At 61.5% G+C, this 12,628-nt stretch carries 12 protein-coding genes; 8 read left to right on the top strand and 4 right to left on the bottom strand.

What is annotated here, in order from left to right; translation table 11 throughout:
* Nucleotides 1–23 precede the first annotated feature (23 nt).
* Entirely contained in the window at nt 24–695 is a 672-nt protein-coding gene (locus tag HU762_RS05700) for a TetR/AcrR family transcriptional regulator (RefSeq protein WP_186634454.1), read from the bottom strand.
* A 148-nt stretch (nt 696–843) separates the two neighbouring features.
* Between HU762_RS05700 and HU762_RS05695 the strand changes: the two genes are divergently transcribed.
* The 5 genes from HU762_RS05695 to HU762_RS05675 all read left to right on the top strand — a co-directional run bounded on the left by HU762_RS05695 (nt 844) and on the right by HU762_RS05675 (nt 5,503).
* Nucleotides 844–2,274: a coniferyl aldehyde dehydrogenase gene (locus tag HU762_RS05695; protein ID WP_186634017.1), complete on the top strand. Its 1,431-nt coding sequence runs from the start codon at nt 844–846 to the stop codon at nt 2,272–2,274.
* Between the two features lie 26 nt (nt 2,275–2,300).
* Nucleotides 2,301–2,846 (top strand): twin-arginine translocation pathway signal protein, encoded by a 546-nt coding sequence (locus tag HU762_RS05690; protein ID WP_186634014.1) that lies wholly within the window; start codon nt 2,301–2,303, stop codon nt 2,844–2,846.
* A gap of 69 nt (nt 2,847–2,915) precedes the next feature.
* Nucleotides 2,916–4,511, top strand: coding sequence for a GMC family oxidoreductase (locus HU762_RS05685; protein WP_186634011.1), 1,596 nt, complete (start codon nt 2,916–2,918; stop codon nt 4,509–4,511).
* A 115-nt stretch (nt 4,512–4,626) separates the two neighbouring features.
* Complete coding sequence (gene coaD, locus HU762_RS05680) at nt 4,627–5,106, top strand: pantetheine-phosphate adenylyltransferase (RefSeq protein WP_007897855.1); 480 nt, start codon at nt 4,627–4,629, stop codon at nt 5,104–5,106.
* 145 nt (nt 5,107–5,251) lie between these two features.
* Nucleotides 5,252–5,503, top strand: a complete 252-nt coding sequence (locus HU762_RS05675; protein ID WP_003206534.1) for a YfhL family 4Fe-4S dicluster ferredoxin — start codon at nt 5,252–5,254, stop codon at nt 5,501–5,503.
* Nucleotides 5,504–5,526: 23 nt separating this feature from the next.
* Here the strand turns inward: HU762_RS05675 and HU762_RS05670 are convergent, their stop codons facing one another.
* From HU762_RS05670 to HU762_RS05660, 3 genes are read right to left on the bottom strand one after another with little or no spacing between them, the layout of a single operon-like run.
* The gene (locus HU762_RS05670; protein ID WP_186634008.1) at nt 5,527–5,847 is read right to left on the bottom strand and encodes a multidrug transporter; all 321 of its coding nucleotides are present in this window, start codon (nt 5,845–5,847) and stop codon (nt 5,527–5,529) included.
* A 55-nt stretch (nt 5,848–5,902) separates the two neighbouring features.
* A complete protein-coding gene (gene mutM / locus HU762_RS05665; RefSeq protein WP_186634005.1) occupies nt 5,903–6,715 on the bottom strand; it encodes a bifunctional DNA-formamidopyrimidine glycosylase/DNA-(apurinic or apyrimidinic site) lyase in 813 nt (270 codons plus the stop codon).
* 26 nt (nt 6,716–6,741) lie between these two features.
* Entirely contained in the window at nt 6,742–7,557 is an 816-nt protein-coding gene (locus HU762_RS05660; RefSeq protein WP_186634451.1) for an HDOD domain-containing protein, read from the bottom strand.
* A gap of 191 nt (nt 7,558–7,748) precedes the next feature.
* Here HU762_RS05660 and HU762_RS05655 point away from each other — a divergent pair, with 191 nt between their 5' ends.
* From HU762_RS05655 to ilvD, 3 genes are all read left to right on the top strand, one after another.
* Nucleotides 7,749–8,945 carry a class I SAM-dependent rRNA methyltransferase gene (locus tag HU762_RS05655; protein ID WP_186634002.1) on the top strand — a complete coding sequence of 399 codons (1,197 nt, stop codon included), beginning with the start codon at nt 7,749–7,751 and terminating at the stop codon, nt 8,943–8,945.
* Between the two features lie 206 nt (nt 8,946–9,151).
* The gene (locus HU762_RS05650; RefSeq protein ID WP_186633999.1) at nt 9,152–10,357 is read left to right on the top strand and encodes an MFS transporter; all 1,206 of its coding nucleotides are present in this window, start codon (nt 9,152–9,154) and stop codon (nt 10,355–10,357) included.
* 267 nt (nt 10,358–10,624) lie between these two features.
* Nucleotides 10,625–12,466, top strand: coding sequence for a dihydroxy-acid dehydratase (gene ilvD, locus HU762_RS05645; protein WP_186633994.1), 1,842 nt, complete (start codon nt 10,625–10,627; stop codon nt 12,464–12,466).
* The last annotated feature ends 162 nt before the right edge of the window (nt 12,467–12,628 follow it).

Raw genomic sequence — 12,628 nt, 5'->3', positions numbered from 1 at the left:
TAACGGGTTCAGGGGGTCCGATCCTACTGCCCTTCCTCCAGGGTCTGGGCCAGGGGGACATAATATTCTTTGAACAGTGCATTCACCGCTTCGCGGGCTTGATCGGTGACGAAACCCGCCTCCAGCACGAGCACTTGATACACGCCACGCTTGATGGCCTGTTCGCTCAGATGGCTGGAGTTTTCCCGCGTAGTGCAGAGGAACCGTACCCAGGAGGTCAGGATGATCCAGGCGTTGAGCGTCAGCGACTCGATCTGCACACGGTCCATCTCCAGGATGCCGGCGGCAACAAAGCCCTCATAGATAGCGGTGCCATGGATCAGGCAGCGCTGGGAAAACCGTCGGTAGCGCGCCGCAAGTTCCGGGTCACTGTCGAGCAGATGTTCCAGATCTCGATGCAGGAAGCGGTAGCGCCACATTGCCGATAGCAATTCCTGCAGGTAGAAACGCTTGTCGTCCACCGTGGCTGGCCGCCCCTGAGGCGGGCGCAGGAAGCTGTCCACCAGGTTTTCGTATTCACTGAACAGCACGGCGATAATCGCCTGCTTGTTGGGGAAGTGGTAATAGAGATTCCCCGGGGACATGTCCATGTGGGCGGCGATGTGATTGGTGCTGATGCTGCGCTCGCCCTGCCGGTTGAACAACTCCAGGCTGTTCTGCACGATGCGCTCGCTGGTTTTTATTCGTGGGGCCATGGCTTGGGCTTTAATGAAAAAGTAATTGAAGGGCATCTTACGACCTATCGGTCACAGGATAAAACCCAAGCCATTTTCCACCGCTCATTTGACTTTTTAGAGCATAAGCTCTAGAAAGCATCGACTATAACAATTATCCGGTGCCGCCATGCCTGCCGACGTTGCTTATTTGCACGAGTCCCAACAGCAGCTGGACGAACTCCAGGCACTCTTTGCCGCCCAGCGCCAAGCCTACGCCGCTCACCCGATGCCGCCGGCCGAACAGCGCCTGCAATGGCTCAAGGCATTGCGTGAACTGTTGAGCAACGAACGACAGGCGCTGATCAATGCCATCAGCGACGATTTCAGCCACCGCAGCGCAGACGAAACGTTGCTGGCCGAGCTGATGCCGAGCCTGCACGGCATTCATTACGCCAGCCGACACCTCAAGGGTTGGATGAAGCCTTCCCGGCGCAAGGTCGGCATCGCCTTCCAGCCGGCGTCGGCGAAAGTGGTCTATCAGCCGCTGGGCGTGGTCGGGGTCATCGTGCCGTGGAACTATCCGCTTTTCCTGGCCATCGGTCCCTTGGTGGGGGCGTTGTCGGCGGGTAACCGGGTGATGCTCAAACTCAGCGAATCGACCCCCACCACTGGTTTGTTGCTCAAGCAATTGCTGGCGCGGATCTTTCCTCAGGATCTGGTGTGCGTCGTGCTTGGCGAGGCGGATGTCGGCGTCGCGTTCTCCAGGTTGCCGTTCGATCACCTGCTGTTCACCGGCGCCACCAGCATCGGCAAGCACGTGATGCGTGCCGCCGCTGAAAACCTGACCCCCGTCACCCTTGAGCTCGGCGGCAAATCTCCCGCCATCGTTTCAGACGACGTACCACTCAAGGACGCCGCCGAGCGCATCGCCTTCGGCAAGACCCTCAATGCCGGGCAAACCTGTGTGGCGCCGGATTATGTGCTGGTCCCCCAGAATCGGGTCGGGGCGTTCGTCGAGGCATATCGCGAGGCCGTGCGCGGGTTCTATCCGACGCTGAGCGACAATCCGGACTACACCGCGATTATCAATGAACGACAACTGGCGCGACTCAACGGCTATATCAGCGATGCCACCAGCAAGGGCGCGCTGTTGATCGAGTTGTTCGACCAGGGCCAGGGCCGACGCATGGCCCACAGCCTTTTGCTTAACGTCACCGATGACATGACCGTCATGCAGGACGAAATCTTCGGGCCACTGCTACCCATCGTGCCTTACGAGCACCTCGACCAGGCGTTTGCCTACATTAACCAGCGGCCACGTCCGCTGGCGCTCTATTACTTCGGCTACAACAAGGCTGAACAGAATCGCGTGCTCGAACAAACCCATTCCGGCGGCGTATGCCTGAATGACACCTTGTTGCACGTGGCCCAGGACGACATGCCGTTTGGCGGCATTGGCGCCTCGGGGATGGGGCACTATCACGGCCACGAGGGATTCCTGACCTTCAGCAAGGCCAAGAGCGTGCTGACCAAACAACGATTCAACGCCGCAAAGCTGATTTATCCGCCCTATGGCAAGCCGCTGCAGACGCTGATCCAAAAGCTGTTTATCCGCTAACGATGGTCTCCCGGGTAATAACAATAATGAACCCAAGCCTGACCGATACGCCCGCCCTGTCACGACGCGGCCTGCTGCAATTGAGCCTGGGCGCCAGCGTTTTTTTGGCAACCGTTGGTGTGGGCGCCAGCCTGAGCGGTTGCTCGTCCAGTCAACCGGCCAATGGATTGTTGGCGCTACGCGATAGCGACCTGCCATTTTTGCACGCCGTCATTCCGGTGATGCTGAACGCCGCCGTGGCGGGTGAAACAATCCCCGCCGCCGCTGGTGCCACGCTGCAAAGCCTGGATCGTGGCCTGGCGCATCTGTCGCCGTCCATGCTCAAGCTCACGCGCCAGTTGTTCGACGTGCTCACGCTGGGAGTAACCCGCGGACCGCTGACTGGAGTCTGGGGCGCGTGGGAAAACGCCAGCGCCCATGACATCCAAGAGTTTCTGTCGCGCTGGGAAAACAGCTCGCTGAGCCTGCTGCGCCAAGGCCACAGCTCGTTGCTGCAAATGGTCATGATGGCCTGGTACAGCCGGCCCGAGTCCTGGGCCCATTGCGGGTATCCGGGGCCGCCAGCGATCTGAAAGCCAGGCACGCCCCTCCTGAAAGTACCCCATCGCAACCCCATGCCACCAAGAGAAGAGAGCCCGAGCATGCCCGTACTCGACCCGTTCCGCGAAGGCCTCGCCCGTGGCTGGACCACCTACAACGGCGCGCAATTGTCCGAGGACCTGACGCTGGAAGCGGACGTGGCAATTATCGGCAGCGGCGCCGGCGGTGGCACCACGGCGGAAATTCTCAGCGCCGCCGGCTTCAACGTTTTGCTGATCGAGGAAGGCCCGCTCAAGACCAGCCATGACTTCACGCTGCTCGAAGACCAGGCCTATACCAGCCTGTACCAAGAAGGCCTCGGGCGCATGAGCAAGGACGGCGCCATTACCATTCTCCAAGGCCGGGCGGTGGGCGGCACGACGTTGATCAACTGGACTTCCAGCTTTCGCACGCCGGCGCAAACCCTCGACCACTGGGCGGCCGAGCACAACGTCAAGGGGCACGACCCGGCCCAGATGGCGCCCTGGTTCGAGCGGATGGAACAGCGCCTCGGCGTGGCGCCGTGGTTGATCCCGCCCAACGCCAACAACGACGTGATCCGCAAAGGCTGCGAACGCTTGGGCTATAGCTGGCACGTCATCCCGCGCAACGTGCGCGGCTGCTGGAACCTGGGTTACTGCGGCATGGGCTGCCCGACCAACGCCAAGCAATCAATGCTTGTCACCACCATACCCGCCACGCTGGACAAGGGCGGCGCGCTGCTTTACCTGGCGCGGGCTGAGCGCCTCGTCATCAAGAACAATGCGATCGCCAGCCTGGAGTGCCAAGCCATGGACGGGCGCTGCGTAGCGCCCACCGGGCGGCGCATCACCGTCAGGGCCAGGCATTACGTACTGGCCGGCGGTGGCATCAACAGCCCGGCCCTGCTGCTGCGCTCCGATGCGCCGGACCCGCACAAATGCCTTGGCAAACGCACCTTCCTGCATCTGGTGAACATGTCCGCCGGGCAATTCGACGAAGTCATCAACCCGTTCTACGGCGCGCCGCAGTCGATTTACTCGGATCATTTCCAATGGCAGGACGGCGTCTCCGGCAAAATGTCCTACAAGCTCGAAGTCCCACCCCTGCACCCGGCCCTTGCCGCCACGCTGCTGGGCGGGTTCGGCGGCGAGAACGCCCTGCACATGGCGCAACTGCCTCATACCCATGCCATGCTGGCGCTGCTGCGCGATGGTTTTCATCCGGACAGCACTGGCGGCAGCGTCGAATTGCGCAGCGACGGCACGCCTGTGCTCGACTACCACGTTTCGCCGTATGCCTGGGACGGCTTGCGCCGGGCATTCCACAGCATGGCCGAAATCCAGTTCGCCGGCGGGGCCCGGGCAGTCATGCCAATGCACAGCGATGCGCGGTATGTGAAAACCCTGGCCGAAGCTCGCACGCAGATCGACCAACTCGACCTTGCCTTGTACCGCACCCGCCTGGGCAGCGCCCATGTCATGGGCGGGTGCGCAATGGGCGAAGATCCAAAGACCGCTGTGACCGACAGCCTCGGACGTCATCATCAACTGGACAATCTTTCGATCCACGACGGCTCGCTGTTCCCCACCAGCATTGGCGCCAATCCGCAGTTGTCGGTCTATGGATTGACCGCGCAACTGGCGACTGCCCTGGCCGAACGTTTGGGAAAAACATGAAAATATCGAATATTCGCAACGTCTATAGTGCGTTCTTACCCAACAGCCGACTTGGCCGACCGAGAAGGCTGCGATACCATCCGACTCCCCAACGGACTCCCGCCAGGACGACGCGATGAACCGAGTGTTGTACCCAGGTACCTTCGACCCTATTACCAAGGGCCATGGCGATCTGGTCGAACGCGCCTCGCGCCTGTTCGACCATGTGATCATTGCCGTCGCCGCCAGCCCGAAGAAAAACCCGCTGTTCCCGTTGGAACAACGTGTGGAGCTGGCTCGTGAGGTCACCAAGCATCTGCCCAACGTGGAAGTGGTTGGCTTTTCGACGCTGCTGGCGCATTTCGCCAAGGAAAAGAACGCGAACGTGTTCCTGCGGGGCCTGCGCGCGGTATCGGACTTCGAATATGAATTCCAACTGGCCAACATGAACCGACAGTTGGCGCCGGACGTCGAGAGTCTGTTCCTGACGCCGTCGGAGCGTTATTCCTTCATTTCTTCGACCCTGGTGCGTGAAATCGCGGCCTTGGGCGGCGACATCACCAAGTTCGTGCACCCAGCGGTGGCCGATGCGCTGACCCTGCGCTTCAAGAAATAGCCCTCTCTGGTCGCGACTCACTTCGCGGCCAGACCGCCAAGCAGGCGCAGTCCATCGCGCCCGCGTGCACTGCGCTCTTGATTGCGGCACAATTGCGCCTATTCGTTTTCAACTGCCCGGGCCCAACGCCCCGGCCGGAGTCTGCATGTCCCTGATCATCACCGACGACTGCATCAATTGCGACGTCTGCGAACCCGAGTGCCCGAACGAAGCCATTTCCCAGGGCGAAGAAATCTACGTCATCGACCCGAACCTGTGCACCCAGTGCGTCGGCCATTACGACGAACCCCAGTGCCAGCAAGTCTGCCCGGTGGATTGCATCCCGCTGGACGAGGCTCATCCGGAGACTGAAGAACAGTTGATGGCGAAATACCGCAAGATTACCGGCAAGGCTTGAGTTTTCGGGCGAGCCTCCAGGCCTCACTCCTGCCGCTCAAACCCTTCCCCAATACACCCCAGGCAGCGCACGAAGGTGGCTTTCGCCGGGTCGACCACCAACGCCTTCCCCGCGTCGCCTACACCGCCCCCCAACGCGGTGAACGGCAACGATACGACGAACGCCCCGGCACCGATCACGGTGGCCGCGAGTAGCAACGGACGGGCAATCAGCAAGTCGCCGATCATGGCGAAGGCAGGCGGATTCTGGATGGTATAGCGCGGGTCACCGCTCTCAGTGTTTGCCAGGACAGGCAAACCGACACTCAGCGAGAGTGCCAGAACAAAAGGTCGAAGCTGATTCATGGGGGCGATCCTTCGGCTAGGCAGTATGACTACTGACTATAGACCGTAGGACGAATCAGCTCTGGCAGCGTGGGCACCAGACGCTCGCACGCTGGCCCAGACGGATTTCCCGCAGCCCCGTGCCGCAAACCTTGCACGATTGTCCGCCCCGCCCGTACACGAACAATTCCTGCTGGAAATAACCGGGCTGGCCATCGCCGCCAATGAAGTCCCGCAACGTGGTCCCGCCACGCTCGATGGCATGGGCGAGGATGCGTTTGATCTCGATCGCCAACTTCAGGTAACGCGCCCGAGAGATGCCGCCCGCCTCGCGACGCGGGTCGATCCCGGCAGCAAACAGCGCTTCTGTCGCATAGATGTTGCCGACGCCAACCACCACCGCGTTGTCCATGATGAACGGCTTGACCGCCATCGAACGCCCACGGGAGAGTTGGAAAAGCCGTTCGCCGTCAAAAAGATCGGTCAGCGGCTCCGGCCCCAGGCGAATCAGCAATTGGTGATTGAGCGGATCGAGGCTCCAGAGCATCGCCCCAAAGCGCCGAGGGTCGGTGTAGCGCAAGGCCAGGCCGGACTCCAACTCGATGTCGACATGCTCATGCTTGGCGGCGGGCATGCCGATTTCAACCAGCCGAAGGTTGCCGGACATGCCCAGGTGACTGATCAGCGTGCCGACCTCGGCATTGATCAACAGGTACTTCGCGCGCCGCTCCACCTGAACGATGCGCTGCCCCGAAAGCCGCACGTCGAGATCTTCCGGAATAGGCCAGCGCAAGCGGCCGTCGCGCACCAGCACGCGGCTGACCCGCTGCCCCTCAAGGTGCGGTGCAATTCCGCGACGGGTGGTTTCGACTTCCGGCAGTTCTGGCATGGGGTTCTCGAATCAGGCGACGGCACTCAACGAGTGGCCAGGTCGCGAATTTCCTGTTTCTGGGTCTGGAAGTCGTACTCCGACAACCCTATGTAATCGAGCACCAGCGGCCCGACGCACTGCCACTCGCGGTCTTCGGCCTGATTGCCCAATACCCGATGGGACGCGCAGATGTTTTCGGACATCTTCAGGATCGCCAAGAGGTTCTTCAGCGGGCTGTTATTGCGCGAAGACTCGTCACTGAAAATCGCCAGCGCATTGTGATGATTGGCGATGGCCTGGCTGACATGATCCGGCAGGCGCCAGGACTTGGATGTGTAATAGCCGACCACCGCATGGTTGGTGTTGAACACACGGTTTTCGGTATCCACCACGCGGCATTCGGCGCTGGCGTTGGCATAGGCCTCCTCCAGCACGCCCATGTACGTGGGGAACTGCTTGAGCATCAGTGGCACGCCGCAATCGTGGAACAACCCCAGCGCGTAGGCTTCGTCACCGTTCTGCAGACCGACGCGCTTGGCGAGGGTCAGGCAGGTCATGGCCACGTCCTGGGCGGTGTCCCAAAAGCGATTCAGGACCACGATCGCGTCATCGTGCAACGCGCCCTTGATCGATTGCGCGTTGATCAGGTTGATGATCGAGCGGCTGCCCAGCAGGTTCACGGCGCGCTGGATCGAGGTGATCTTGTTGCTCAAGCCGTAATAGGGTGAATTGACGATCTTGAGCAAGGCACCCGAGAGTCCCGGGTCCTGGGAAATCAGCTTGGCGATGGTCTCCAGGTCCGGATCGGGCATGTACTGCTCCATTTGCAAATCCACCATGATTTGCGGCTGGGGCGGCACACTGATGCCTTGAAGGGACTGTTGGATCTGTTCGGCGGTAAGCTCTTTGGACATGGGTACGCACTCTGGGCCAGGCAGGGATTCTAACCCTTAAAGATGGATCCGATACACCGCCAGGCCACCGATCGTCCTCTAAGCCCGCCAATCCCCGCAACACGGTATACTCCCGCTCTTTTTTCCGGAGCGACGTCATGTCCCTGCCTAGCCTGCGCCTCAAAGCCAACGCCGACCGTCGCCTGCGCGCCGGCCACCTGTGGGTCTACAGTAACGAAATCGACGTGGCCGCCACCCCGCTGCACGGCTTCAAGGCCGGCGACCAGGCAATCCTCGAGGCCGCAGGCGGCAAGCCGCTGGGCATCGTTGCGATGAGCCCCAACAACCTGATCTGCGCGCGCCTGCTGTCACGCGATGTGAAGCTGCCACTGGACAAGTCGCTGCTGGTGCATCGTATCAACGTAGCGTTGTCCCTGCGCGAGCGGCTGTTCGACAAGCCATTCTATCGCCTGGTCTATGGTGATTCCGACCTGCTGCCGGGCCTGGTGGTCGACCGTTTCGGCGACATCCTGGTAGTGCAGATCGCCTCCGCGACCATGGAAGCCCATAAGGACGACGTGATCGCCGCCCTCACCCAGGTGCTGAAACCCAGCGGCATCCTGTTCAAGAACGACTCCGCTGCCCGTGACGCCGAAGGCCTGAACCGCTACGTCGAGACCGTGTTCGGCCTCGTGCCGGAGTGGGTGGCGCTGGAAGAGAACGGGGTGAAATTCGAAGCGCCGGTCATGGAAGGCCAGAAGACCGGCTGGTTCTACGATCACCGCATGAACCGCGCACGCCTGGCGCCGTATGCCAAGGGCAAGCGCGTACTGGATCTGTTCAGCTACATCGGCGGCTGGGGCGTGCAAGCCGCGGCATTCGGTGCCAGTGAAGTATTCTGTGTCGATGCTTCAGCCTTCGCCCTCGACGGCGTTGAGCGCAACGCCGCGTTGAACGGCTTCGCCGAGAAGCTGACCTGCATCGAAGGCGACGTGTTCGAGGCCCTGAAGGAACTCAAGGCCAGCGAAGAACGTTTCGATGTCATCGTTGCCGACCCACCCGCCTTCATCAAGCGCAAGAAAGACCTGAAGAACGGCGAAGGCGCCTACCGCCGCCTCAACGAGCAGGCCATGCGCCTGCTCAGCAAGGACGGCATCCTGATCAGCGCGTCGTGCTCGATGCACCTCCCCGAAGATGATCTGCAGAACATCCTGCTGACCAGCGCCCGTCACCTGGACCGCAACATCCAACTGCTCGAACGCGGCGGCCAGGGACCAGACCATCCGGTGCACCCGGCAATCGCCGAAACCCGCTACATCAAGAGCATCACTTGCCGGTTGTTGCCTAACAGCTGAGGCCGGGCGGGGCCAGTGCCGTAGCGCTGTGCCCCCGACTGGCAACCAGATCGCAGCCTTGGCTGCGATTTTTTTGCGCGTCTGAACAAGTGTGTAGGAACGCCCCCACGCGATTATCAGAACCGTCCTACTCAATCTCCCCGTAACTGGCGGCCATGACGCATTAGGATTGAAAGCGACCCTCAGGTACGCCCTTGGAACGCCTCATGACTGATCCGCAAAACCGCCTGGCGGCCCGCAAACCGGCCACCGTCGGCTTGTTGCTGACGCTGACGCTGCTCGGTGTCTTTCCAATCGATGTCGTGCTGCCCTCGTTCCCCGCCCTGTCCGGGCATTTCGAACGTCCATCATCGGACATTGCCCTGTCCGTCAGCCTGTTCGCGGTGGGTATCGCCCTTTCGCAACTGCTGGTCGGGCCGCTTTCCGACGTCATGGGACGAAAAAACCTGCTGCTGATCGGGATTACCGTTTCAGCCGTTGGAGCAACAGGTTGCGTGCTTGCCGACGGTTACTGGTCTTTTTTGCTGTCGCGTATTGTCCAGGCCTTGGGGTGTGGCTTTTTCGTGCTGTCCCAAGCGCTGATCCAGGACCTGTTCACCGGTCAGGAACAGCAGCGACTGCGGATCTTCCTGGTCACCTGCGGGGGGATTTTCATTTCCGTTTCGCCACTGGCCGGCACCGGGTTGCAAAGCTGGATGGGCTGGCGTGGCAGCTTCCTGGTGTTCATCGCCCTGGCAATTGGTGCATTCATCGGCGCCAGTCGTCTACTTCAACACGGCGTGGCGGGCAGCCAACCCAGGCGCCTGGATTTCATCGCCGCCTATCGAAAGGTCTGCGGCGACTTCAGCTTCATGGCCTATTGGCTAACCTCGGCCCTGGCGTTTTCCTGTCATTTCTCGTTCATCGTCATTTCACCGCTGGTCCTGATCGACCAGTTGCACCTCTCTCCCGAGGCTTTTTCGTTGGCCCTGCTGGGCTATGGGCTGGCCTATATCGGCGGCGGCGCCGTCGCGACCGTGCTGAGCCATCGAATCGATCCACAGGCACAAATCATTACGGGCCTGGGCCTGATTCTCGGCGCAGGCCTGCTGATGCTGGGGCTCACCCACTCCCTGGGCTTGTCAGTCACCACGCTGTTAGTGCCCATGATCGTCTGCACCACCGGAACGACCATTGCCCGCGCCGCCGCCCATACCCAAGCCATGAATCGATTTCCCGGGCAGGCCGGCACATCCGCTTCGGCCGGCAGCGTAATGATATTCACCGTCGGCGGGCTGACCAGCGCCGCGATCAGCCTCACCCCGCTGGACTTGCAGCTCACCCTGGCCCTCTGCCTGGTCCTGCTCAGCCTGCTGGGGCTGGCCCTCAATGCCCTGGTCCGCCAGCATGGCAAGGGATTGTTGGCTGGCTGAACCCTGCCAGTCGTCATCCCGCGCACGACATTGGCGCCCGATCAGCGCTTTGCGTCATTTCATCCTGGCGCCAGCGGTGTAGAATCACGGCATTCATCGCCATTCATCCCCGGCGGGTTTATGAGCTCATGCTGAGGCGCGCAGCGATCCTGCACAGTTGTCGGCCACTTCCGGACACACCGCCAATCCCGAGTGTTCCGGACGTCAACAGAAGCTCACTTCCCATTGATACCTGATAAGTACCTGATTAGCCGCCCGGAGTGCTCCATGCCTGATTACCGCTCGAAAACATCCACCCATGGCCGCAACATGGCCGGCGCCCGTGCCTTGTGGCGCGCCACGGGGATGAAGGATGACGACTTCAAGAAGCCGATCATCGCCATTGCCAACTCCTTCACCCAGTTCGTACCGGGCCACGTGCATCTCAAGGATCTGGGACAGCTGGTCGCCCGTGAAATCGAACGCGCCGGCGGCGTCGCCAAGGAATTCAACACCATCGCCGTGGACGACGGCATCGCCATGGGCCACGACGGCATGCTGTATTCGTTGCCGAGCCGCGAGATCATCGCCGACTCGGTCGAATACATGGTCAACGCCCATTGCGCCGACGCCATTGTCTGCATTTCCAACTGCGACAAGATCACCCCCGGCATGCTCATGGCTGCGCTGCGCCTGAATATCCCGGTGATCTTCGTCTCTGGCGGCCCGATGGAAGCCGGCAAGACCAAGCTCGCCAGCCATGGCCTGGACCTGGTCGACGCCATGGTAATCGCCGCCGACTCCAGCGCCTCTGACGAGAAGGTCGCCGAGTACGAGCGCAGCGCCTGCCCGACCTGCGGTTCGTGCTCCGGCATGTTCACCGCCAACTCGATGAACTGCCTGACCGAGGCCCTGGGCCTGGCGTTGCCGGGCAACGGTTCGACACTGGCCACCCACAGCGATCGCGAACAGTTGTTCCTGCAGGCTGGCCGGACCATCGTCGAATTGTGCAAGCGCTACTACGGCGAGAACGATGAGTCGGTATTGCCGCGCAATGTCGCCAATTTCAAGGCGTTTGAAAACGCCATGACCCTGGACATCGCCATGGGCGGTTCCACCAACACTATCCTGCACCTGCTGGCCGCCGCCCAGGAAGCCGAGATCGATTTCGACCTGCGCGACATCGATCGCTTGTCTCGCAGCGTGCCGCAATTGTGCAAGGTCGCGCCGAACATCCAGAAGTACCACATGGAAGACGTGCACCGCGCTGGCGGGATCTTCAGCATCCTCGGGTCGCTGGCCCGTGGCGGCCTGTTGCATACAGACCTGCCGACCGTGCACAGCAAGACCATGGCCGAAGCCATCGCCAAGTGGGACATCACGCAGACCACCGACGAGGCCGTGCATCACTTCTTCAAGGCCGGCCCGGCGGGCATCCCGACGCAAACCGCATTCAGCCAGTCGACCCGCTGGGAGACCCTGGACGACGACCGTGAAAACGGCTGCATCCGCAGCGTCGAGCACGCGTACTCCAAGGAAGGCGGCTTGGCCGTGCTGTACGGCAACATCGCCCTGGACGGCTGCGTGGTGAAGACCGCCGGCGTCGACGAGTCGATCCATGTGTTCGAAGGCAACGCCAAGATCTTTGAAAGCCAGGACAGCGCCGTGCGCGGCATCCTCGCCGATGAAGTGAAGGCTGGCGATATCGTGATCATCCGCTACGAAGGCCCGAAGGGCGGCCCGGGCATGCAGGAAATGCTCTACCCGACCTCCTACCTGAAGTCCAAGGGCTTGGGCAAAGACTGCGCATTGCTCACCGACGGCCGTTTCTCCGGTGGCACGTCGGGCCTGTCCATCGGCCACGCCTCGCCGGAAGCCGCTGCGGGCGGCGCCATTGGCCTCGTGCGCGATGGTGACAAGGTGCTGATCGACATTCCGAACCGTTCGATCAACCTGTTGATCAGCGATGAAGAACTGGCCGAACGCCGGGCCGAGCAGGACAAGAAAGGCTGGAAGCCGGTGGAAGTGCGTCCGCGCAAAGTCACCACCGCCCTCAAGGCCTATGCCCTGCTCGCCACCAGCGCCGACAAAGGCGCGGTGCGCAACAAGGCGATGCTCGACGGGCTGTAAGCGTCGACAGCGACAATAAAAATGCCCCGCCAAGTGCGGGGCATTTTTTTTGATCGTTCCCACGCTCCGCGTGGAAATGCCTCAAGGGACGCTTCGCGTCCAGTGACGCGGAGCGTCACGGCATGCGTTCCCACGCAGAGCGTGGGAACGATCATTGCCAGG

The organism is Pseudomonas sp. SWRI92, from assembly GCF_014268685.1.
Classification (GTDB): domain Bacteria; phylum Pseudomonadota; class Gammaproteobacteria; order Pseudomonadales; family Pseudomonadaceae; genus Aquipseudomonas; species Aquipseudomonas marvdashtae.
This window is presented reverse-complemented; position numbering and strand designations above follow the sequence as displayed.